General features: G+C 68.0%; 24 protein-coding genes. 5 read left to right on the top strand and 19 right to left on the bottom strand.

The features are described from left to right. Positions 1–175 precede the first annotated feature (175 nt). On the bottom strand, positions 176–949 hold the full coding sequence (locus tag ACFUO4_RS21755) for an isoprenyl transferase (protein ID WP_079308044.1): 774 nt from the start codon (positions 947–949) through the stop codon (positions 176–178). 1,179 nt (positions 950–2,128) lie between these two features. Further along, a complete protein-coding gene (locus ACFUO4_RS21750; RefSeq protein ID WP_383487093.1) occupies positions 2,129–2,941 on the bottom strand; it encodes a class I SAM-dependent methyltransferase in 813 nt (270 codons plus the stop codon). 50 nt (positions 2,942–2,991) lie between these two features. Here ACFUO4_RS21750 and ACFUO4_RS21745 point away from each other — a divergent pair, with 50 nt between their 5' ends. After that, on the top strand, positions 2,992–3,537 hold the full coding sequence (locus tag ACFUO4_RS21745) for a DinB family protein (protein ID WP_383487090.1): 546 nt from the start codon (positions 2,992–2,994) through the stop codon (positions 3,535–3,537). Between the two features lie 100 nt (positions 3,538–3,637). On the opposite strand, the gene ACFUO4_RS21740 is transcribed toward ACFUO4_RS21745, so the two are convergent. From ACFUO4_RS21740 to ACFUO4_RS21710, 7 genes are all read right to left on the bottom strand, one after another. Next, complete coding sequence (locus ACFUO4_RS21740) at positions 3,638–4,525, bottom strand: LLM class flavin-dependent oxidoreductase (RefSeq protein WP_383487087.1); 888 nt, start codon at positions 4,523–4,525, stop codon at positions 3,638–3,640. 41 nt (positions 4,526–4,566) lie between these two features. Beyond that, entirely contained in the window at positions 4,567–5,256 is a 690-nt protein-coding gene (locus ACFUO4_RS21735) for a hypothetical protein (RefSeq protein WP_383487084.1), read from the bottom strand. 20 nt (positions 5,257–5,276) lie between these two features. Beyond that, a complete protein-coding gene (locus ACFUO4_RS21730) occupies positions 5,277–5,864 on the bottom strand; it encodes a hypothetical protein (protein WP_128112059.1) in 588 nt (195 codons plus the stop codon). A 97-nt stretch (positions 5,865–5,961) separates the two neighbouring features. Further along, the gene (locus ACFUO4_RS21725; protein ID WP_383487081.1) at positions 5,962–7,326 is read right to left on the bottom strand and encodes a hypothetical protein; all 1,365 of its coding nucleotides are present in this window, start codon (positions 7,324–7,326) and stop codon (positions 5,962–5,964) included. Beyond that, the gene (locus ACFUO4_RS21720) at positions 7,323–7,643 is read right to left on the bottom strand and encodes a hypothetical protein (RefSeq protein WP_079308032.1); all 321 of its coding nucleotides are present in this window, start codon (positions 7,641–7,643) and stop codon (positions 7,323–7,325) included. The genes ACFUO4_RS21725 and ACFUO4_RS21720 overlap by 4 nt, the downstream gene beginning before the upstream one ends. A gap of 123 nt (positions 7,644–7,766) precedes the next feature. Next, positions 7,767–8,798 (bottom strand): hypothetical protein, encoded by a 1,032-nt coding sequence (locus tag ACFUO4_RS21715; RefSeq protein WP_383487078.1) that lies wholly within the window; start codon positions 8,796–8,798, stop codon positions 7,767–7,769. After that, a complete protein-coding gene (locus ACFUO4_RS21710) occupies positions 8,786–9,445 on the bottom strand; it encodes a hypothetical protein (protein WP_128112064.1) in 660 nt (219 codons plus the stop codon). The genes ACFUO4_RS21715 and ACFUO4_RS21710 overlap by 13 nt, the downstream gene beginning before the upstream one ends. Positions 9,446–9,786: 341 nt before the next feature. Between ACFUO4_RS21710 and ACFUO4_RS21705 the strand changes: the two genes are divergently transcribed. Next, on the top strand, positions 9,787–10,167 hold the full coding sequence (locus ACFUO4_RS21705; RefSeq protein WP_383487075.1) for a DUF192 domain-containing protein: 381 nt from the start codon (positions 9,787–9,789) through the stop codon (positions 10,165–10,167). A 642-nt stretch (positions 10,168–10,809) separates the two neighbouring features. Here the strand turns inward: ACFUO4_RS21705 and ACFUO4_RS21700 are convergent. Continuing rightward, the gene (locus tag ACFUO4_RS21700; RefSeq protein WP_383487072.1) at positions 10,810–11,016 is read right to left on the bottom strand and encodes a DUF397 domain-containing protein; all 207 of its coding nucleotides are present in this window, start codon (positions 11,014–11,016) and stop codon (positions 10,810–10,812) included. A gap of 7 nt (positions 11,017–11,023) precedes the next feature. Continuing rightward, positions 11,024–11,860, bottom strand: coding sequence for a helix-turn-helix domain-containing protein (locus ACFUO4_RS21695; protein WP_383487069.1), 837 nt, complete (start codon positions 11,858–11,860; stop codon positions 11,024–11,026). Between the two features lie 200 nt (positions 11,861–12,060). Here ACFUO4_RS21695 and ACFUO4_RS21690 point away from each other — a divergent pair, with 200 nt between their 5' ends. The 3 genes from ACFUO4_RS21690 to ACFUO4_RS21680 all read left to right on the top strand — a co-directional run bounded on the left by ACFUO4_RS21690 (position 12,061) and on the right by ACFUO4_RS21680 (position 13,761). After that, the gene (locus ACFUO4_RS21690) at positions 12,061–12,453 is read left to right on the top strand and encodes an ATP-binding protein (protein WP_383487066.1); all 393 of its coding nucleotides are present in this window, start codon (positions 12,061–12,063) and stop codon (positions 12,451–12,453) included. Between the two features lie 194 nt (positions 12,454–12,647). Further along, positions 12,648–13,343, top strand: a complete 696-nt coding sequence (locus ACFUO4_RS21685) for a DUF4232 domain-containing protein (protein ID WP_383487063.1) — start codon at positions 12,648–12,650, stop codon at positions 13,341–13,343. 40 nt (positions 13,344–13,383) lie between these two features. Continuing rightward, on the top strand, positions 13,384–13,761 hold the full coding sequence (locus ACFUO4_RS21680; RefSeq protein WP_079308016.1) for a nuclear transport factor 2 family protein: 378 nt from the start codon (positions 13,384–13,386) through the stop codon (positions 13,759–13,761). Between the two features lie 209 nt (positions 13,762–13,970). On the opposite strand, the gene ACFUO4_RS21675 is transcribed toward ACFUO4_RS21680, so the two are convergent. The 8 genes from ACFUO4_RS21675 to ACFUO4_RS21640 all read right to left on the bottom strand — a co-directional run bounded on the left by ACFUO4_RS21675 (position 13,971) and on the right by ACFUO4_RS21640 (position 20,218). Then, positions 13,971–14,597 carry an OmpA family protein gene (locus ACFUO4_RS21675; RefSeq protein ID WP_383487060.1) on the bottom strand — a complete coding sequence of 209 codons (627 nt, stop codon included), beginning with the start codon at positions 14,595–14,597 and terminating at the stop codon, positions 13,971–13,973. Positions 14,598–14,605: 8 nt separating this feature from the next. After that, complete coding sequence (locus ACFUO4_RS21670) at positions 14,606–15,190, bottom strand: hypothetical protein (RefSeq protein ID WP_383487057.1); 585 nt, start codon at positions 15,188–15,190, stop codon at positions 14,606–14,608. Between the two features lie 34 nt (positions 15,191–15,224). Beyond that, a complete protein-coding gene (locus ACFUO4_RS21665) occupies positions 15,225–15,824 on the bottom strand; it encodes a pilus assembly protein TadG-related protein (protein WP_383487054.1) in 600 nt (199 codons plus the stop codon). Next, on the bottom strand, positions 15,824–16,018 hold the full coding sequence (locus tag ACFUO4_RS21660; protein ID WP_383487051.1) for a Flp family type IVb pilin: 195 nt from the start codon (positions 16,016–16,018) through the stop codon (positions 15,824–15,826). Before ACFUO4_RS21660 ends, ACFUO4_RS21665 begins: the two co-directional genes overlap by 1 nt. A gap of 96 nt (positions 16,019–16,114) precedes the next feature. Next, on the bottom strand, positions 16,115–16,888 hold the full coding sequence (locus ACFUO4_RS21655) for a response regulator (protein ID WP_383487048.1): 774 nt from the start codon (positions 16,886–16,888) through the stop codon (positions 16,115–16,117). Then, on the bottom strand, positions 16,885–18,357 hold the full coding sequence (locus ACFUO4_RS21650; RefSeq protein ID WP_383487045.1) for a sensor histidine kinase: 1,473 nt from the start codon (positions 18,355–18,357) through the stop codon (positions 16,885–16,887). The genes ACFUO4_RS21655 and ACFUO4_RS21650 overlap by 4 nt, the downstream gene beginning before the upstream one ends. A gap of 15 nt (positions 18,358–18,372) precedes the next feature. Further along, positions 18,373–19,260 (bottom strand): DUF5936 domain-containing protein, encoded by an 888-nt coding sequence (locus ACFUO4_RS21645; protein WP_079308004.1) that lies wholly within the window; start codon positions 19,258–19,260, stop codon positions 18,373–18,375. Positions 19,261–19,273: 13 nt separating this feature from the next. Further along, on the bottom strand, positions 19,274–20,218 hold the full coding sequence (locus tag ACFUO4_RS21640; RefSeq protein ID WP_079308156.1) for a type II secretion system F family protein: 945 nt from the start codon (positions 20,216–20,218) through the stop codon (positions 19,274–19,276). Between the last annotated feature and the right edge of the window lie 4 nt (positions 20,219–20,222).

Below are 20,222 nucleotides of genomic sequence, written 5' to 3'. Positions count from 1 at the left end.
AGGATCCGACACCCGTGGTTCGGGCATCGACCTGTCTGGCTTATGCCCTCGAACATGCGGTGCCATGCCAGCGCATATGACGGCGCGCTGGTGAACTCCTTGTTACTTCCGCACCAAAGGGGGTACCCGTGACGCCTTCAGGGGGCCGTCGTGCGCCCACGGATACGGCGCGGCCTCAGCCGCCGTAACGTCGATGGCGGGCCGCGTAGTCGCGCAGGGCGCGCAGGAAGTCGACCTTGCGGAAGGCCGGCCAGAAGACCTCACAGAAGTAGTACTCGGAGTGGGCCGTCTGCCACAGCATGAATCCGGACAGGCGCTGTTCGCCGCTGGTGCGGATGACGAGGTCGGGGTCGGGCTGGTCGCCGGTGTAGAGGTGCCGGCCGATCGCGTCGATGGTGACGGACTCGGCGAGCTCCTCCAGCGAGGTGCCCTTGTCGGCGGCGTCCAGCATCATCGAGCGCATCGCGTCGACGATCTCCTGGCGGCCGCCGTAGCCGATGGCGACGTTGACGAGTATCCCGTCGACGTGGGCCGTGGCCTCCTCGGCCTCCTTCAGCGCCACCTGCATCGGGGAGGGCAGCAGGTCGGGGGTCCCGACGTGGTGCACCCGCCAGCGTCCGTCCGCCGCGAGCGTGCGGACGACGTCCTCGATGATGCCGAGCAGCGGCCCGAGTTCCTCCTGCGCCCGGTCGAAGTTGTCCGTCGACAGCAGCCACAGCGTGACGACTTCGACGTCCGTCTCGGAGCACCAGCCGAGGAACTCCTCGATCTTCTCGGCGCCCGCCCGGTGGCCGTGCACGGTACTGGAGCCGGAGGCCTTCGCCCAGCGGCGGTTGCCGTCCATGATGACGCCGATGTGCTTGGGCACCTGAGCGTGGTCCAGGTGGCCTTCCACCCGGCGTGCGTAGAGCCTGACCAGCAGGCCGCGCAGCTTGTCGCGCAGGTTCACGTGATTGTCAGCCCCTCCGTACAGATACGGTCCCCGCGGGCGGAAGCCTACCGGGATGGTGGAGGGACGCTGGAGCGCGGGTCGAATGCGGGGGTGGGCGGAGGGGTGGGCGGGGGCGAGAGGAGGCGGGGCGGGGAAGGGGGAGCGGCGGGCGCGTCGGCGGGAGGGGTGAGGGCGGGAGGGGTGAGAACGGTGGTCGCGCCGGCGGAAGGGGGCGAGAGTGCGGCGAGGGGCAGGACCGTGGCGGGAGGGGCGAGGTGGCGGTCGCTTCGGCGGGCCGGAACGAGGGCGGGGCGGGGCTCGCGGCGGGGACGTGCGAGGCAGCCGCAGGGAGGGGGCCGAGGCAGCGGGAGCGGCAGCAAGGAAGTCGAGGCACACACCAGAGGGCGGGGCGGGGCTCGCGGCGGGGACGTCCCAGGCAGTCGCAGGAAGGAAGCCGAGGCAGCGGCAGCGGCAGCGGCAGCGGCAGCGGCAGCGAGGAAGTCGAGGCGCACACCAGAACGCCGAGGCACTCGCACCAGGACGCCGAGGCACTCGCAGCAGGAAGTCGAGACATGAAAAAACGGGCCGGTCCGTGGGGGGGAGACGGACCGGCCCGAGGGGGGGTTTCCACCATAACCCTTCGTAAGTGATGCTGCGTGCATCGGCATGCCACAACTACTCTCCGGAGTCGCGCGGCGACGGCCCGCTGGCCGCGAAACACCCCATTCACGGCGGACTCATGGCCGGAACACAGCGGAATCCCAGGGCAAACGTGTGAGTCACGGTGAGATCCGGAGGCCCCAGAACGCTTCCGGCGCCACGCCGACGCACCCTCTTCGCATCCCCCACGCGGGTGACCCCACCCCCGCACTCACCCTTGACGGACCCGATCAACGCCACGAGCTGCAAGGCAGGGCACCGCGCAGCCCCCTCCGCCGCGCGGTGCCACCCCGCGCAGCTTTGCTTGCGCGAATTACCTTGGTCTGAACTTACGTGAGAAGAAGGTGAGAAGCGAGCTGACAGTGATAACGATGTGGAAAACCCGTGAATCCCATGGAAGTGAAGGGGGAATCAGCCTTGGATGCACCGATTGCCCGATTTGCGATCCTGGGAGGCCGGGCCGTACGCCGACTCGACCGGCGCTTCTTGGCCACTTCTGCGTCCGGGGGCGACCCGCAAGGCACTCGGCGCTCGGCGTCAGGCGGGCTGGGGCTTGCGCGCGTCGAAGAGATGGCGGGTGCTGTGGGCGACGAAGGGCCCCTCGGTCTCGATGCGCTCGTGCAGGGACCGGAGCTGGGGCTCGTACTTCTCGACGGTGAAGTCCGGGACCATCCACACCACCTTGCGCAGGAAGTGGACGACGGCGGCGATGTCGTAGAACTCCATCCGGAGCCGTTCGGAGCGCAGGTCGACGATCTCCAGACCTGCGGCCTCGGCACCGGCGCGCTCCCGCTCGGGGTGGCGGGCGGCGCCGCTCTGCTCGTCCGGGCGAGGCCCGAGGAAGTGCTCGACCAGCTCGAACACGCTACGGGCGCCCACGTGTTGGGCGAAATAGGTCCCGCCGGGCCGCAGTACGCGCGCGATCTCCGGCCAGTTGGGGCTCACCGGATGCCGGCTGGTGACCAGGTCGAAGGCCTCGTCGGCGAACGGCAGCGGCGCGTCCTCGGGGGCGGCGACGACGGCGACCCCGCGGGGGCGGAGCAGGGCGGTGGCCTTGGCGACGTTCGGCGGCCAGCCTTCGGTGGCGACGGCGAGGACGGGGGCCTTCGGCTCGACATGGGAGAGGGCGAAGTCGAGCACCTCTCCTCCCCCGGTCTGGATGTCGAGGGCGGCGGTCGCGCCGGCGAGCCGGGCGGCCATGGCGGTGGCGTATCCCCACGAGGGCCGCGCCTCGGTGGCCCGCCCCTCGAACCAGGAGAAGTCCCAGCCGGCGGTGGGGACGGCGGCGCCTTCGGCGACGAGGTCTTCGAAGGTGGAGTCGGAGGGGGGAGTTCGATGGTTGTCGGGCATGCGGTTGATCGTCCCAGGGTGATGTCAGTGGGCGCTGCTAATTTTCCGGCATGACGAATGCTGAGGTCACAGGGGACGCAGGGGACATGGAGGACACGGCGGCCGGTATGCCGTACCGCGGCAGCGAGAAGGACACGCTGCGGGCGAGCCTGGACCGGCATCGGGACGCGGTGCTGTGGAAGCTGGAGGGGCTGGACGACGAGCAGCTGCGCTGCCCGATGACCCCTTCGGGGACAAGCCTGCTGGGCCTGGTCAAGCACCTGGCGTCGGTGGAGTACGGCTGGTTCGCGGAGACGTTCGGCGGCGAGGTCGAGGAGTTCTGGTTCGACCCGTACAAGGAGGAGGACATGCGGGCCGACCAGGGCGAGACGACGGCACAGATCGTCGAGTTCTACGGCCGCGCGAGAGCCGCGTCGGATGCGGTGATCACGCGGCTCCCCCTGGAGGGGCTGGGCCGCCCGTCGTGGCGTGACCACGAGGTGTCCCTGCGCTGGGTCCTGGTCCACATGATCGAGGAGACGGCTCGGCATGCGGGACATATGGATGTGGTGCGGGAGTTGATCGACGGGGCTACGGGGGATCATCCGCGGGGGTGACGGTCCGGCCGTGCGGGTGACGAGGGCGTAGAACATCGGCGTCGCGCTCGAGGCGAGGGCCTCTCCGAGGTTGACTGACGACGAAACCCCTCACCGCATGTCACGGCACGAGGGGCCGGACTTCCTCGGCGGCGAACCGTACGAAACCCTCCGGGTCGGGTTCGTCGCCGGTCGGCTGGAGGATGACGGCGTCGGCGCCGGCCTCCGCGAGCCGCTGCACGGCCTTGGCGACGGCACCGGCGTCGCCTGCGACACCGAGGTCGGGCACGTCCTGGAGCCCTTCGTCGCCGAGTTCAGCGCGCAGACGCCGGGCGGCGTCGGGCCCGGTGGCGGTGAGGAGGTAGACGACGACACGGTGGGACTCGGTGAGGTGGGCCCCGCTGCGCAGCGCAGCCTCCCGCCCCTCGTCGATGAGTTGCCGTGCCCGTCGTACTCCGTCGGCGGTGGTGGAGGCGGTGAGGATGGTCCCGTCGGCGGCTTCGCCGGTGAGGCGGAGGGTACGGGGGCCGGTGGCGCCGGCGAGGACGGGTACGGGGGTGGCGGGCGGCCAGTCGAGGCCGACGTCGTCGAGACGGACGTAGCGCCCCTCGGTACTGACGCGCTCTCCTCTCAACAACGCCCGCAGCGCGACGAGATGCTCCCGCAGCAGCGTCACCGGCGACTCGACCCGCGCCCCGACCTGCCCCATCCAGTCCTGCACCCCATGCCCGATCCCGACGACGGCCCGCCCGGGGAACATGCGGTGCAGCGAGGCGACTTCCATGGCGGTGATGGCAACGTTCCGCAACGGCACGGGAAGCAACCCGACCCCGACCTTGACCCGCTCGGTCCAGGCGAGCGCGGCGGCGGCCGTGGAAATCCCACCTTCTCTGAAGCAGTCCTCCCAGAGCCAGAGCTCATCGAGAGCGGACGCGTCGGCGAGGCGGGCGATGTCGCGGAGGCGCTCGGGGGGTAGCTGGGGGCGGAAGACTGCGCCGAGTGCGGTCATGGTGACCTTCCTACCCATAGACCGGAGAGTGGACAACTTCTTTACGCACCGGCCCCCGCCTCCTCGAATTCCACCGGCCGCTCGAAGCGCACCGTCTCCGCGATCTGTCTGAGGATGACGCGGTACTCACTGCGACGGGCGACAGCCGTAGTGCTCAGGGTCAGCACGGCCAGGCGGCGGCAGTCAGGATGCGGCACATGCGCATGGATCTGCAGAAGCGACTGCGGTACCAAGCCCGCCGCATCCGACGGTCGCACCATCCTCTCGCTCAAAGCCGCTGGCCCACAGGGCAGCTCGAGGAACTCGACATCGGTGTGTCCCTCGGCAGACGTGACCGCCCGGGCCGCGGTGACGCCACGCGGGGCAACGTTCGACTCGCACCAGGAGATGGTGAAGAAAGAGAGCAGGAGGAGGCGGCCGCCTACGTCCGCCTCCTGCACGTCATCACGGTGCAGGCCGATTGCGCAGTGGACCATCCCCACGTCGCGAAGCGCGGCCAGCATCCGCTGCCCCGTCGCAATGTGGGCGATGAACTGTTGGCGAGCAAGGTCGTCAGGTGCCGAGTCCAGCAGAGGAGCAGTGGCTGCCCGCAAGCCGTCTACGGCCGCGGAATCCGGAGCCGGGAGCAGGGCATCGAGAGGCAAGGCAGTGAAGCCGACGGGTTCGGCGAACCAGAGCTCCGCGAGGGGGTCGTTGAGGGACTCGTGCAGAAGGATCGCAGGGGCGGTCACAGGAAGGCTCTCCGCAGAGTTCAGGGATGGGCCGGTGTCACGCCGGCTTGTCGGCCGCGCTCGATGTCCGCGGGCGTGGCGCCCCAGTCAGCGAAGCGTTGGCCGCTGCGTACGTCGGTCTTCTGCTCGAGGATGTGAAGTCTGCGAGGAGCCGTGCTCTTCGAAGCGGGCGCAGCGATCAGCCCCACGAAGCGCGGATCGCCTGCGAACCAGACCGTTCCGATCTCGGCCTTCAGGTGCGGCTTGGCACGCGGCGCCATACGGCGGCTCCACCACCCGGTGCGGAAGTGTTCGGCGAAGACGAGCGGCAGCCGATGGTCCGCGCGGGCGGGATTGGGAAGTTCGAACCAGCCGTACTGGCGGCCGAGTACCTCCGGCCGCTTGGTCAGCCCGTGTCGGACATCGGACGTGACCTGCCACGGGTACGTGCGCAGGATACGTAGCATCCACAGCGCCGGTCCGAAGTAGCGGAATTGGGTTACGGCTCGGTATGCCCCGTAGATGAAGTACGGCATGCAGACCCAGACCGCCCAGCCGGGAGTCTGGAGCGAGAGGCCGAGCAGCGCAATCCAACCGCCGATCCAACCGACAAGGCCGATGACGTTCATGGCCATATGCGCTGCCCAGGCGCGACGGGTGGGTGGGTGATCCCACGCAGTGGGATGGTCAGCGGGGCTCATGGGCCTTCGTCCGTTCTCCAGAACCTCAGAAGACATGACTGATCAACCTGAAGATTCCGGCGTTGTCGAGGATGAGACGTGAGCCGTCGATGCCTGCGACGGTTCCGTCCTTCACTTTGCTGGCGTCCGCGTCCACCGCTTTGTCGTACAAGCCGAAGCCGCCTGTGCCCACACCGGTCAGCCCGGACGTCGCCGCGACGGCTCGGGCTGCCTTCTCCGGATTGCTGCAACTGCGTACGGCGCGGGCGATCATCGGGTTGTCCAGACTGTTGATCGTCTTGGCCTCGTCGACTGTCTTCGAGCCGTAGGCCGCCGCCTTCTGCCAGAAACCCAAGCTCTCGCTACCCGCTCGAATTGCCTGTGTCGCCTCGACGCTTCCCTTGAGCGCGGCTCCCAGTCCAGGCAGCGCCCCGGCGAGATCAGCGCCCACCGACACCCCGTTGCTCCAGAAGTCGGCGTCGAACTCACCCTTGGTGAACCCCTCCCAGAGCGAAGCACGCACCTCCGGGTCCGAGATCCTCAAGGTGAAAGCCGTCAAGCTGATCGCCGACGACGCGAGCATGAGCGCCGCCATCGTCGCCAGGCTCCACCCCAGTGGGCCCGAGAGCAGCAGCGCCCCCACCGCGATCGCCCCCGCCACGAAGCTCAGGATGTCCGGCAAGTTGTCGCTCAGCCAGTCGAGGGCCTCGTCGAAGAAACCCGGTTCGTGGGGGACCAGCTTCTTCGTCGCGTCCCGGATCTTGCCCGCGCGACGCCTGGCCGTGCTCTCGTGTTCCTCGGCGAGCTTCTTCGCCCTGCCGATGACTTTGTCGAGTTCCGCCTGGGTTTCTTTCACGTCGCTGTTGGCATGGGTCAGCGTCTTGTGTGCGGCATCGCTGTCGGCTCCTTTCCCCTTCAGGTGGGGGTCGTCCGCCGCTTCCGTCGCCCGTCCTTCCGCCCGGTCGACCGCCGCTCGGGCGTCCTTCGCGTCCTCTTCGAGCTTCCTGGCACGCCGCTGGTAGTCGTCGAGTTCACCTTCCCAGCGGACGAGCTGCTTGGCTGCCTTGCGGATCGAATGGGCGGCGTTCTTCAGGTTCAACGGCAGTGGTCCGCCATCGAGTTGTTCACGGAAGGCGACCGCCGCGTCGCCCTCCCAGTAGCTGCCGTCGAGCAGCTTGGTCACCAAGTCGTGCGCGCTCTCGAGCGTCTTGGCGCAATCGTTGAGCTTCTTGTGCAGCCCGCGGACGGTCTCCGTGTCGCCCGGCACCGGGTTGAAGCCCAGATGCGGGTAGTGCGGGTTCGCGACGGGAGAAGTCGTTTGCAGGCCCTGGGGCTTTTTGAGGTCGCCGTCGTGCCGGCGGTAGCGGGGGTCGGTCGAGCGAGTTCCCTCGACACCGGGCGTGAGGGTCATTTCCCGCCCCCGTGCTTCGCTTTCCGGGCGGCCTTCTCCAGTGCCGCCTCCAGCGCCTTGTCCACCTCGCGATAGCTGTCCCTGCTCTTGCCGATGATCTCGGCGAGGTCCTCCGTCTGCTTGCCGATCTCCTCAGCGCCGTACTTCCAGTCGTCCTGGAAGTCCTCACACGCGGAGTCGAGATCGTCCGTACCGAGGCCCCGTACACCGGCGTCCGACAACGCCTTGCGAACCCCCGCGAGCGAAGTCGTCGACTTCCTCAGCTTCCGCATGAAGTCGGAGAGTTCGTCGCCGTCAACGGCGAGCCGTCCTGCCATCCGCCCGCTCCCAGCTCTCGCCCTGTGTGCGAGTGACGGACTTTATCCACGCCGCCTGCACAACAAGTCGGGCGATCACTCTCCCGAGGGGAGTGATCGCCCGACCGTGGGACCTCGTGATCGTCAGCGGTTGACGGCTTGGATCTCCTGTACGACGACATCCTGCGTCGCGCCGAAGTTGCCGTCGGGCAGGTCGCCGCCCGCGCCGTCGGTGCCGGTCCAGGTGATCTTCCAGGTGACCGTGGCCCGGAGAGGGTACGTGCCGTCGCCGGAGGAACGCAGGTACTTCACTCCGCAGGCCGGTGTCTCGCCGGCCTTGCCCTTGGCGTACGGCTCGCCGATGTGACCGTTGTTGATCTCGCAGACGCCGGATGCCGGGTACGTCACGGCATCGGCGGTGCCGGGTTCGATCTTCAGTGAGACCGGCTCCGCGGTCGCGGTCGCCTGGAGATCGAGCACCGGGACGGAGGCCGTGACCGAGACCGGCTTGAAGTCGGCGCCGTTGAGCCAGGCCCAGGTCGGGAGGTTGACCTTGGTCGCCTCTGCGGGGGCCAGGGTGACCTTGGTGCCGGGGACGCGGATCTCGTTGTAGGCGAGTTCAGCGAGGATCTCGGGGGTGACGGCGTTCTCGTACTCGGCGGGCGGGGCGTCGCCCGTGTCCACCCAGAAAGGTCCCTTGTCGCAGGAGTCCCAGCCGGGCGGGTAGCTCTTGTCGACGTAGGAGTCCCACCAATAGCCCTTGCCGGTCTTGTCCTTGTTGAAGCCCTTTTCCTTGTCGTCCGCGTTGTACTTCTTCCGCTGCGCGGCGTCCCACTCGTAGCCGGTCGACTCGGCTTCCCAGATCGGCTCCAGGGTCTTCTGGAGCTGTTCCGGGGTGTACTTCGGGGCGTACCAGCAAGGGGGTGGGGACCAGTTGGTGCTCGATGTCAGGGCGCCGGTGGAGGTGCCGCTGCCGTTCTTGGAACGGTCGAAGACGACGCCTCCGGCGGTTACGGTGAGATTGCCTTTGTCGTCGAGGTTGGCGTTCTGCCCCGTGTCGGTTCGATTGCCGTCCTCTCCTCGCCCGCCCGCATATGCGGCAGGAGCTCCGATTGTGGTGACGCAGACAAGCGCTAGAAGAGTCGCGAGCTTTGCGGTCTTTGCTACGGCTGGCACGCCTTGCTCCCCCGATCCGAAGCGACATTAGCGGTCTGCCACACGCCTGCGGCGTTCTTGGTCAGCTTGGTGTTGTAGAGCACGTAGCTGTCCGCCGTCGTGGGCGTGTTCTTGACCTTTCCAGTCTTCTTGTCCTTGATGAAGGACTTGCTCTCGTCGGAGCAGTAGGTGACGTACGCTCCGTTGCCCCCGGAGAGAGTCACCTTGTAATCGAAGTACCGGGTCTCTCCGACCCACGTGTGGTTCTTGTTGATGTACCCCAACACGTAGGTGATCGACGACTCCAGCGCCTTCCCCGTGTTGTAGAAGCCGAGCGCCTTCGTGCCCGTGCTCGCTTCGAAGATCGCTTCGTCCACGGAGTTGACACTCAGCGTGCTGTCGGCGAGAGCCGCGTCCTTCGCCGCGTTGCCGGTCTTCTCGTACTCGAAGACGTTCTTGGCGTCGGACGGGAACGTGATCTTCGGCCGGCCGGACGTGTCCGACTCGCTGGGGCTCGGTGACGCCGACTTGTCGCCGCCGGTGTCGGCTCCCGCGATCTTGTCGTTGTCCTTCTTGGAGCTGTCATCGCTCCCGCACGCGGACAGCGTCAGGGCCGCTGCGGCGGTCAGCGTGAGCGCTGCGATCAGGGTGGGGCGGCGATTCACGATCGGCTCCTGGTGAGGCGAGGCTTCTCTTGAGCGAACCAACGCTATCCAGCGGGGTGGGGTGACACCAGGGTGAAACGGCCCACCCAGTGGTGCGAAAGGGGCCAAATTGGCTGCACCCAGCCTCGATTGAGCGGTCACGGTTGCGTAACGTGCGGCGAACTGGTTGTTCCACTTATGAATGAGCAAAGGAGGAAGTGGCGAGGTCGCTTGCGCCCCTGCCTCTCTGGTCTGCTCTTGGGGTGGCAGTTCACTTCGGCCCCCTGGGATGTGTGTGTTCTCTTGGGTGAAGCGACGCTATCCAGGGCACGTCAGTTGCAGGGTTTGGAGAGAGGGGCCCGGGCATGGGGCGGCGGTTGCGGGATGGGCGGGGGTCGTTGGTGGTGCGGGGGGAGGCGGGGAGCGTTTCCGTTCCGTTGGAGATCGCTGCCTCCTATCGGGCCCGTACCAAAGGGTTGTTGGGGCGCGACGCTGTTGAGGGGGCCCTGCTGCTGTCGCCGGCCAACAGCGTGCACACCTTTCGGATGCGGATGCCCATCGATGTCGCCTACCTCGATCGTGAGCTCGTCGTCATCGCCGTACGGACCATGCAACCCGGGCGGTTGGGGTTGCCTCGGGTGCGGGCCCGGCATGTCGTGGAAGCCGAGGCCGGTGCCATGGCGGGGTGGGGGCTGCGGCGTGGTGTGCAGGTGGAGTTCGTCGCTGGAGCCGATGCCGCTGCGTAGGCGGCGGCATTGCCTGGTGCGCGCTGCCCTCGCCCCCGGCGTTCACCAACCCGGCTGCGCCTCCCCACCACCTCACTGCCGAGGTACGCCGCCAGCTTGCGGGCCCTCGGCAGGTCGCCCCACTTGTCCGTGTGGACGAAGACGGTGTGGTGGTCGGTCCAGTTGTCCCACTGGGCATGCTCACCGTGGAAGACGACCTGGACGCCGTCGTACCTCGGCGTCCCGTGGCACTCCGCCTCCTCGTCCTCCGGCCATCTGCCGCGCCACTCGATGGCCGCCATGCCTGCGCCGAGGGCCGCTACGAAGCGGTCCTCCACATCCCCTCGCGGGAATTCCTCCGAGATGTTCAGGGGCAGCGCTTCCTCCAGCGTCACAAGGTCCGCCGTCGTCACATCCGCCTCGAAGCGGAGGTAGTCGCCGGTCGCCGGGTCCCTGCGAGCCTCCAGGTAGTCGTACGGGCCCTGCGGAAGTACCTCCGCCATCCGGCGTACCTCCGCGACCGTGTGCAGCTCCACCATGAGCCACACCTCGTCCCCGATCTCCTCCAGCAGCCCTACGAGGCGTTTGGCCTGCGTGTATGCCGTAGCCGCGTCGGTGGTACGGAGGACCGGATACGCCTTGGAGTTGCCCATGGGCGGAGCCTCACACGGCGATGCGGGGCTGCGCCAGCGTGTTTTCGTGAGCCAGGGCTTCCATGAAGAGGGTGAAGGTGGGGGTGGGGAAGGTGAGCATGGCTCGGGTGGGGGTTTTGGAGTCGCGGACTGCTACGCGGGTGGGGGTGGTGGCGATTTCCACGCAGGCGTTGCCATCGTCGGGGCCTGAGTAGGACGACTTCCGCCAGTTGTCCATGGGTGCCTCACAGGTCTTTCGCCAGCCGGTGGATGAAGTCACGCGACCGCTCGGGGTCGAGTGACACAGCTTCCACCTTACGGAAGCGCGTTCGAAAGGCTTCGAGTTGGGCTTCGGAGTCGACGAAGGCCAGGCCGTGAGGTACGTCGCGCACCACAGTGTCCAGCTTGGAAAGGGGGCCGCCGACATACGTCATGGCGCTGGCTGCGCTGCCGAAGCCGTCCAGGTCGAACGGGATGACGCGCACCGTGATGTTGTCGGCCTCGGAGGCCTCCACCAGTTTGGAGAGTTGCGCCCTGGCAACGGCACGGTCGCCGACCCTGATACGCAAGGCACATTCGTGGATCACCAACTTGTAGGGGGTGGTGATCTGCTGGCGTCGCATTCGATGGCGCAGTCGCAACTCCAGCTCATCAGCCGCGAGTTCGGGGACCCTGGAGGAGAAGACAGCCCGGGCGTAATCCTCCGTCTGGACCAAGCCCGGGACGTACAGAATCGCCACCTCGTGCAGGAAAGTGGCGTGGTGCTCCAGCTCCGCGAGATCCAGGAATGACGTGGGCAGCAGCCCCCGGCACTCCTCCCACCATCCGCGCGTTCGGTCCGTGGCCATGGCGACCAGCGCGTTGATGAACTCCTTGTCCGTACAGGCGTAATGGGACGCGAGGCGATGCAGGCGTTGCTCGCTCACGCCCTTCATGCCGGACTCGATCTGGCTGATCTGGACCCTGTTCACCCCGAGCAGCGCCGCCGCCTCGATCGCTGTGAGCCCGGCGGCCTCACGGAGCCTGCGCAGTTCCACCGCCAGACGCATCTGACGCGCAGTTGGTTCACGCCTCGGGACCATCCGCCGCTCCTCGACTCAACACGCCTGCCGGTGAGGCCCGTTCGGGGCCAGATTACGGGATCAGCTTGCCGGAAGTTACATGTACCCCCTACCGTCAGTGACGCAACGCACACGCTGCGGAAGTGCACCGCTCCGCCCTGCCACGACGGCTGCGGCATCGCCACCGCGCCAACACCCCCCACTTCGAACGGAGTTCACCCATGCCCGAACCCTGGGAGTACACGCTCTACATCCCGAACGACCTCCGCTCCGTCACCGTCAGCCGCCGCACCCTCCGCCTCATCCTCACCATGCACGGTCTGATCCGCCTCGTCGACGTCGCCGAGCTCCTGGCCGCCGAGCTGGTCTCCAATGCCGTACGGCACACCAAGGGGCCCGCTGCGCTGAGGGTGCGTTGGTCGGCGGGTGTGTTGCGGATCGGGGCCTGGGATGCCGACCCCCAACCCCCGGAGCCGGTTGGCGAGTTGGGTCTTGCGGAGGAGGGGCGGGGGCTGGTGCTGGTCCGGGCCTGTGCCGATCTGTGGGGGTGGCAGCCGCTGTCGAGGGACGGGCGGAGTGGGAAGTACGTGTGGTGTGAGTTGGCCGCCGCTTGAGCCGTTTCGTGCCGCTGACCTGGCGAAACGGAAGTGTCCCGTCCATGTCCTTGATCCGTAACGATCGCGGAGGGTGTCTGGACCGGTGCCCTCCGCTGTGCAGAATTCAGAGCGCCAGTCCAGTCCAGACAGGTCCAGTCCAGTTCAGTCAGTTCAGTCAGTTCAGTTCAGTTCACATCATTCGGGGGAACACCATGGGCGCTGCCCGTATCAGACTCAGGACGTACACCCTCGGCGCCGCGGTCGTCGCCGCGCTGCTGGCCACCACGGCGTGCGAGCCGGGCGGGGGTACGGATGACGCGGCGGCCGGCGCTACGCCGTCCAGCTCGCCCAGCGCCTCCGGTGCGTCCGATGCATCCAGCAGCACTCCGAGCGCGCCCAGCACCGTCACTCCCGGCGCCGACGACGAGAACACCGGTGAGTCCACCGGTGAGGAAGCCCGGCCCTGCACCGATTCCGACGTCTCCGTCGTCTCGAAGGTCTATCCGCACGACGAGGCCCGGCATCTCCTCCTCACCGCCACCAACATCAGCGACTCGAAGTGCACGCTGTACCTGTACCCGTACGTGTCCTTCGGTGACGGTGCCGTGGAGCAGATCGGTCCGATGGAGTCCAAGCCGAAGAAGCTCGCGACCATCGCGCCGGGTGGGAAGGGGTACGCGGGGCTGTTGCTGTGGCGGGCGGACGAGAAGACGACCGCCGTGAAGTCGATGACGGTCGGCTTCGTGGACAGCGAGCTCGTCGAGGCGGGCGTCGCACAACTCGCCGTCGAGTTCCCGGACGGGACCGACTTCCTCAACGTCGGGGATCCCGCCGTCACCTCCACTCCTCAGGTCACCTACTGGAACACCGACCTCGCCGCGACCGAGAAGTTCACGTTCGCCAGGTGACCGTGCTCAAGCTCCGTACCCCGGCTGGTATTACTGGTTCATGCAGGAAGAGACGGCGCGGTCCGCGATCGACACGTTCATCTCCGCCTTCAACGCCTCGGACGACGCGTATGTGACGTCGTTGCTGTCCCAGGCTCTGACCTCGGACGTGGTCTTCTGGGGGCCGTTGGGGCGGAGCGAGGGGATCGAGGCGGTCGAGCGGTTCGTGCTGGACATCCGGCGGCATCCCGCGGGGGCCGGCACTATGGTGCGCTGTTCGGCGGTGGACATGCCTGATGAGTGGGCGCGATACGAGTGGGTCTTCACCACTCCGGACGGGGGGCCTCGGCTGGCAGGCACGGACGTCGTCCATCTGCGCCGGAGCCTCATCGACCAGATCATCGTCTTCGCCGGGGAGATCAAGCCGTCGGGCGCCTGAGCAACGCCGCGCGCCGCGCTCACGACGAGACGATGCGGGGCGCCCCGCTCACCACATCGATCGATCCCCACTCCTTCAAATCCGTTCAGTTGCGGGTAGTCGACCCTCGGCCTATGGGTGCTCACGGCAGGTCACAGCTCCTTCACGTGCCCAGGGCGCTGCCGAGCATGGTCAGGGGGTGGTTCCAGCCGCCATGAGTACGGTCACCGTCACCCCTCCGCGCGCTGGAAGGAGACCTCCACCCTACGGTTCTTCTTTCGGCCCGTCTCGGTCGAGTTGTCGGCGATCGGGTACTGCTCGCCGTAACCGCGTACCTCGTACGTGATGTTCGCGTCGTTCAGTTCGTCGTCGAGGACGTCCTGCACGGCGTTCGCGCGCTGGCGGGAGAGGACGTCGCCGTGCGCCGACGAACCCAGGTTGTCCGTGAAGCCGAAGACCCTGATGCGGGTCGCGTGCTGCTTCTTGATCTCGTCCGCGATCGCCGCGATACGGGCCTTGGAGTCGTCGCTCAGCTTCGAGCTGTCCTTGCTGAACAGCACCTCGGCCTGAAGGGCGAACTTGATGTCGACGTTGGTGTCCTCACGGCGTTCCTCGCCGCCCTCGTCCTCCACCACCTGCTTGATGTCGAGGACCTTCGGCTCGGCGAGCGTGGCGCCCTCGGGGAGCTTGAGGTCGGGGTCGTTGGGGTCGACCTTCACGGGGGCGGTGGCCGTGGCTTCGGTGCCTGGGGGGACGCTGGGGGTCTCGTCGGCGTGCGCGGTCGTGATGCCGTAGACGTTCGTGACGATCAGGACCGCGGCCGCGGCCCAGGCCACGCGGGGGGTGGGGAGGGTCATCGCCTGCCTCACCCGGAGATCTTGATCGTGGCGCTGGAGAAGGTGGGGAGTTGGAGGGTGACGTCTGTGGTGGATTCGGGTGGGGAGGGGAATTGCATGAAGACCGGCAGTTCCTCGCCCGCCTTGAGGATCGAGAGGCCGGTCGTCGTCAGCGGGCGGCCCTCGGTGTCACGCAGGACGTAGTAGCGCTTCTTCTCCTTGGAGTCGACGAGGGTGGCTCCGCCGAGTGATCTGTCGTGCGCGATGATCTCGGTCTCGTCGCCGCGCAACGCACTCGGCACCGTGACCGCCTTGCCACTGTCGTTCTTGAGCGTGCCGTTCACTGTGACGAATCCACCGGCATCACGTTCAGCGGACGTGATCTGCAGGAGCAGTCCGCTCGAACCCTTCAACTCGGCCTGGACGTCGTCCGACTGGCCTTCCTGGGGGCTCGGGGCGGAACCGTCCTTCTGGGGAGCAGACGCCGTCGTCTCCGGCTTCTTGTCGTCGTCACCACCTCCGCCGCAGCCGGCCACACCCACGGCCAGTCCGGCCGCGAGCGCCAGCGCGACCACCCCTCTGCGGGCCTGCGCAGTGAACCGAATGCTGCTCATGCGTCTGCTTCCTTCGTCACTCGTCGTTCGCTTGTCAGTCGGCCAGGTGGACGTCGAAGAGGTCCTCAGGCTTCGGCAGGTCGCCCAGATCCTCCGGGTCCAGGTCCCAGTTCTCGCCGTCCTTGCAGGTGAGGCGTGGCAGTACGTCGTCCGCTGCGTCCTCGGCTGGAGGTTCGAACGTGCACAGGGACTCGATCTCGGCGGTGGCGGACGCCTTGGACTGCTTGTCCTCCGTGCCCGGGATGACGGACTCCCCCACTGACTTGTTGGTCCGCACCTCGACCGTGTAGGCCAGTAGCCCCTCGGGGGCGCAGGTCAGCACCACGGCGTCGTTCTGTGCCGCCAGTTGGTCCGCACGCCCGCAAGACGGGTCGAGTCCCTCCGCGTTGCCGTCGAAGATGTCCTGCCACTTCGTCGGGTCGAGGACATCCGTCACCCATTGGTCCGCGAGTTGGTCCCGTCGGTCCTGGGCTGCCGCCAGGGCCGCCGCATCGGCGGCGGTCTGGGCACCGTTCTTGTTCGCCGCGGCCTGGCCGACCGCAAGGTACGCGAACGCGAGAAAGAGCAGGCCACCCACCACGGTGATGTAGATGGGGAAAGCCTGCCCTGCGTCTCCGCGAGCGCGCCCGCGCATCAGCCCGTGATTTCGCCGATCTTGGCGGTGATCGCATCGGCAATCTGCCCGCCGAAGTCCGTACCGAGGAGAATCAGGATAATTGCGACAACCACCGCGATGATGCCCAAGTACTCCACGGCCGTCTGCCCCTTGTCGTTCCGCTCGACGCGGGCCTTGAGGTACGAGACCGTGGTGTTGATCCAGTTGCTCATGGCGTTGCCCTCCGTTGTCCGTGGTGCGGGCAACGTACGAGGTGGCGCCCTTCTTGCCAGAGGGTCCCAGGGCCCAAATCCGGGCCCAAATCGCGCTCACCGGGGGCCTCCGTGGGAATCCGGGGCCGTTCCAAGCCACTTGGCGGCGGCCTCGGAGCGGCTGGTGCTGTGGAGTTTGGCGAAGATGCGGTTGATGTGGTTCTTGACCGTCTTCTCGCTGATGAAGCACGTGGCGGCGATCTGCTGGTTGTTCATGCCGGACGCGATGAGTTCCATGATCTCCGCCTCCCTCGCGCTGAGTTGATACCGAGACTGTGCCACAGGTGGTTGCAATCGCGAAAGAGGGTTGGCGAAAGTCCCTTGTGAGTTGGGGGTTGAGATCTCTGTATCGTATGCAGTTGCACTCGCCAGGCCCAGGTTCTCCGGCAGGGGGGCAGGCTTCGAGCTTCGCAGTCCGGCCATTACGGCGCCCGCCGCCGACGCGGTGAAATGAGCGCTGCCCGAGCCGATGTCCCGTACGGCCGCCACCAGTTGGTCCGCCGTGAACTCGCCGTGCACCAAGTAGCCGCCGGCGCCTCGGCGGAGGGCCTCGTGGACGATCTCCGACTCGCTGCTGTACGTCAGCATCAGCACCGAAGCGATCGGCACCAGGTGCGGGAGGGCAGAGATGCCGTCCATCCCGGGCATCCGGACGTCCAGGAGGATCACGTCGGGGCGGTGGCTGCGGGCTGCCTCCCAGGCCTCGCGGCCGTTCGTCGCCTCCGCCACGACCGTGATGTCCTCGCGGCCGGAGAGGAGAGCGGTGAGGCCCGCGCGGACCACCGGGTTGTCGTCCGCCACCAGGACCCGTAGACGCTGGTCGGGTGTCATGCGGCCTCCTCTCGGATCGTGGCCAGCGGGAGTTCCAGGCGGACCTCCGTGCCCTTGGGGTGGTCTCCTCGGCCGATGCGGATACGGGCGCCCATGGACGCTGCTCGCTCGACCATGCCCACCAAGCCGAAGTGGCCCGCTCTGCGGAGTTGTTCGAGGGTGGTGTTCTCGGGGAGGCCGCGGCCGTCGTCGTAGACCGTGATGCGCAGGAGGTCGCCGTGCACCCCCGCGCTCACGTCCACCTGGGTCGGGGACGCGTGGCGGTGGGCGTTCTCCATGGCCTCGGTGGCGATGGTGAGGACGTTGCGGGCCACGGTGGGTGGGAGCGGGGGGACGGGGGTGGTCTGTTCGCCTGTGGGGTGGTAAGCGGCTGTCAGGCCGGTGCGGGTGCTGAAGTCGATTGTTCTGGCGGCTAGTTCGGACATGACGTCCGTGTCTTGGTCCCGGGTTGCCTGGCGGCGGAGGTCTGACAGGAGTTCTCGGGATTCCGCGGCTGCCCTGCGAGCCGAGCGGGCCACCAGGTCGGCCTGGTTCCTCAGCAGGGCCGGGTCCGTGTTCGCCGCGCCCGCCGAGGACGCCAGGCCTTCTGCCGCCAGGGCCACGCCGTGCAGGGTCTTCGCCACCGAGTCGTGCATCTCCCTGGCCAGGCGGGCTCGTTCCGTGGCGACCGCTTCTGTTGCCGCCAGGCGGGCCTGGGCCGCGGTCAGGGCCTGGGTGGCTGCGCCGAAGCGGAGGAGGAGGTTGCGCAGGGTCACGCCCATGGCGCCCGTGACCACGCAGAGGCCTGGGAGGAGCAATGCCTCGGCGACCGTGGGGTGCAGGTCCTTCGAGGCGGCGTAGACCGTGACGAGGATCAGGCCCTGGAGGGAGGCGAAGCAGCCTGCGCCTCGCCAGCCGTAGACCAGGCCTGCGAGGAGGGGGGTGCAGACGCTGACGTAGGCGAGGGTGGTGTCGGGGCCGGCCGAGATGAGGAGGAGCGCGCCGAAGAGGGTGTCCGCGGCCAGGAGGATGGGGTGGCGGAGGAGGAGTGGGCCGAAGCGTTCCCAGTCCCTGAAGAGGACGTACGAGCCCATGAAGGTGACGAGTACGGCTGCGGCGACCAGGCGCGCGCCCAGGCCGGGGGCGGCGTTGAGGAGGGCGGCGGGGGCGGCGAGCGCGATCATGGCCAGGCGGAAGCCGAAGACTTGGCGGCACATGGCTTGGAGTGCGTTGGCCTGGAGGGGGATGGTGGGTGCGGGGTCGTGGGTGGGCATCGGCATCCGGCCTTCGGCCGGATTTTTAGGGTTCCCGCCCGCACCACCCGTGCAGCTTTCGTCGCCGGCTGCGGGTGGCCCCTGTGGGGGCTCAGCGCCATCGGCGGTTGACCGCACAGTCGCATGGGCCCCCGACCCCGGCGCCTCCTCCCCCGCCGTTTTCGGGCGCCGCCGTAGCCCCCTGGCCCCATCCGCCCTCGCCCGCGTGATCGCCATCCCGGCCTCCCACTCCTACTTCCCCGTGATCGAACCGAAGTCCGTCCCCGAGCCCAGGATCAAGCCGGCCCCCAGGAGCAGCATCGTCGCCGGGACCATGAACGTGGTGATCATCATCGTCGCCTTGGGCACCGCGCGAGCGGCCTTGCGGCGGGCGTTCTGCGCATCCGTGCGGCGCATGTCCTTGGCGAGGGCGATGAGGGTGTCGACGATCGGGGCGCCCAACTCCTCGCCCTGCTGGAGCGCCGTCACGAACATCGCCACCTGTTCGGAGTCGTTGCGGCGACGCAGCTCCGCGAAGGCCTGCCTGCGGCTCATGCCCAGGTCCATCTGGCGCAGCGTGATGCGGAGTTCGTCGGCCCACGGGCCCTCGTACTTCGTCGCCACCCGGTCCAGCGCCTGGCGGAAGCCCAGGCCCGCGCTGACCACGACCGCCAGGACGTCCAGGAAGTCCGGCAGGGTGCGCTCGATGACGTCCTTGCGGACGCGGATCGCCGACCAGATGCCGACCTCGGTCCAGAAAGCGCCGAACGCGAAGAGGAGGAGGGCCAGCAGCCAGCTGCCCCGCATGACGCACAGCAGGCCACCGAAGCCGCCCAGGAAGCCGTACACCGCCCGGCGGGCCGCGTAGCGGTCGATCGTCAGGCCGCCGGGGTTGCCCGCCAGGTCGATCTTGCGCCGGTACTTCGCGACCTGCTTCGGGCCCATCAGGCGCAGTACCGCCGGTGCGTACCGCATCCCCAGCCGGTCGATCACCGAGTCCACCGCGCCGGTGCGCGTGGCGCCGACCTCCAGGGCCAGCATCAGGTCGCTCGGCAGCTTCGCGTCCGCCCGGTACATGCGGATGCCCGCGAAGATGCCCCAGACGGACAGTCCCATCAGCAGTGCCAGTCCGATCGCCATGTCACACCTGCTTTCACACGTCGATACGGGACATGCGGCGGATCAGGATGAAGCCCACCGCGTACATCGCGAACGCCACGATCACCACGCCCTGGCCGATCGGGGAGCCGGTCATGCGGTCCAGGGCGCCGTCCTTCACGCCGTTCATCAGGAACAGGGAGCCGATGCCGAGCACCGGGACCGCGTACGACGTCATGTTGACCTGGGAGAGCTGGGTGCGGACCTCACGCCGGGTCTCCTTGCGCTCCTCCAGCGTCTCCGTCAAGTTGCGCAGGGCGCCGACCACTTGGCCGCCTGCCCGGTTGGAGAGGACCAGGGTCGTCACCAGGACCACCAGTTCGCGCGACGGCAGCCGCTCCGCCATCTCCCCCAACGCGTCGTCCAGCGACGCGCCCAGTGCCAGCTGGTTCGCCACCTTGCCCAGCTCCTCCCCCGCCGGGGCCTCCAGCTCCTCCGCCGCCATGCCGATGGCCGTGCGCAGGGCCAGGCCCGCCTGGGTGGCGTTCGCCAGGATCCGGGAGAGTTCCGGGAGTTGGTTGATGAACTTCTCGATGCGCTTCTGGCGCTGCCAGTTGAGGAACTGGAGGGCCGCCCAGATGCCCAGCAAGCCCGCGAGCGGGCCGAAGAAAGGAGCCAGGGACGCCTGGCCGACCAGGAACAGGCCGGCCGCGCTCGACATCATGTAGACGAAGAACTCACCCGGCGTGATGTCCAGGCCGGTGGCCGCGAGGCGCAGCTCCAGCTTCCTGCCGAACCTCGTGCGGCGCAGCCGCCGGTCCAGTTTCGGGAAGCGGCGCCTGCGCAGGCCCGCCTCCACCTGGCCGGTCGCCGAGAGGCGGTCGATGAGGGCCTGGCGCTGGGCCTTGCCCATCGCGTACGCGTGCAGGCCCGCCACCGCGAGGCCGCAGGTGAGCAGGGTGAGGCCGGTCGCCAGCTGGACCAGGGTGTGCAGTTCCATCAGC

Source organism: Streptomyces sp. NPDC057280, from assembly GCF_042668605.1.
Classification (GTDB): domain Bacteria; phylum Actinomycetota; class Actinomycetes; order Streptomycetales; family Streptomycetaceae; genus Streptomyces.
This window is presented reverse-complemented; position numbering and strand designations above follow the sequence as displayed.

What these genes read in the sequence shown, in the direction of transcription:
- ACFUO4_RS21750 (WP_383487093.1), bottom strand. Translation starts at nt 2,941, where the DNA reads ATGCCCGACAACCATCGAACTCCCCCCTCCGACTCCACCTTCGAAGAC.
- ACFUO4_RS21745 (WP_383487090.1), top strand. Translation starts at nt 2,992, where the DNA reads ATGACGAATGCTGAGGTCACAGGGGACGCAGGGGACATGGAGGACACG.
- ACFUO4_RS21740 (WP_383487087.1), bottom strand. Translation starts at nt 4,525, where the DNA reads ATGACCGCACTCGGCGCAGTCTTCCGCCCCCAGCTACCCCCCGAGCGC.
- ACFUO4_RS21730 (WP_128112059.1), bottom strand. Translation starts at nt 5,864, where the DNA reads ATGAACGTCATCGGCCTTGTCGGTTGGATCGGCGGTTGGATTGCGCTG.
- ACFUO4_RS21725 (WP_383487081.1), bottom strand. Translation starts at nt 7,326, where the DNA reads ATGACCCTCACGCCCGGTGTCGAGGGAACTCGCTCGACCGACCCCCGC.
- ACFUO4_RS21720 (WP_079308032.1), bottom strand. Translation starts at nt 7,643, where the DNA reads ATGGCAGGACGGCTCGCCGTTGACGGCGACGAACTCTCCGACTTCATG.
- ACFUO4_RS21705 (WP_383487075.1), top strand. Translation starts at nt 9,787, where the DNA reads ATGGGGCGGCGGTTGCGGGATGGGCGGGGGTCGTTGGTGGTGCGGGGG.
- ACFUO4_RS21700 (WP_383487072.1), bottom strand. Translation starts at nt 11,016, where the DNA reads ATGGACAACTGGCGGAAGTCGTCCTACTCAGGCCCCGACGATGGCAAC.
- ACFUO4_RS21695 (WP_383487069.1), bottom strand. Translation starts at nt 11,860, where the DNA reads ATGGTCCCGAGGCGTGAACCAACTGCGCGTCAGATGCGTCTGGCGGTG.
- ACFUO4_RS21690 (WP_383487066.1), top strand. Translation starts at nt 12,061, where the DNA reads ATGCCCGAACCCTGGGAGTACACGCTCTACATCCCGAACGACCTCCGC.
- ACFUO4_RS21685 (WP_383487063.1), top strand. Translation starts at nt 12,648, where the DNA reads ATGGGCGCTGCCCGTATCAGACTCAGGACGTACACCCTCGGCGCCGCG.
- ACFUO4_RS21680 (WP_079308016.1), top strand. Translation starts at nt 13,384, where the DNA reads ATGCAGGAAGAGACGGCGCGGTCCGCGATCGACACGTTCATCTCCGCC.
- ACFUO4_RS21675 (WP_383487060.1), bottom strand. Translation starts at nt 14,597, where the DNA reads ATGACCCTCCCCACCCCCCGCGTGGCCTGGGCCGCGGCCGCGGTCCTG.
- ACFUO4_RS21670 (WP_383487057.1), bottom strand. Translation starts at nt 15,190, where the DNA reads ATGAGCAGCATTCGGTTCACTGCGCAGGCCCGCAGAGGGGTGGTCGCG.
- ACFUO4_RS21665 (WP_383487054.1), bottom strand. Translation starts at nt 15,824, where the DNA reads ATGCGCGGGCGCGCTCGCGGAGACGCAGGGCAGGCTTTCCCCATCTAC.
- ACFUO4_RS21660 (WP_383487051.1), bottom strand. Translation starts at nt 16,018, where the DNA reads ATGAGCAACTGGATCAACACCACGGTCTCGTACCTCAAGGCCCGCGTC.
- ACFUO4_RS21655 (WP_383487048.1), bottom strand. Translation starts at nt 16,888, where the DNA reads ATGACACCCGACCAGCGTCTACGGGTCCTGGTGGCGGACGACAACCCG.
- ACFUO4_RS21650 (WP_383487045.1), bottom strand. Translation starts at nt 18,357, where the DNA reads ATGGCGATCACGCGGGCGAGGGCGGATGGGGCCAGGGGGCTACGGCGG.
- ACFUO4_RS21645 (WP_079308004.1), bottom strand. Translation starts at nt 19,260, where the DNA reads ATGGCGATCGGACTGGCACTGCTGATGGGACTGTCCGTCTGGGGCATC.
- ACFUO4_RS21640 (WP_079308156.1), bottom strand. Translation starts at nt 20,218, where the DNA reads ATGGAACTGCACACCCTGGTCCAGCTGGCGACCGGCCTCACCCTGCTC.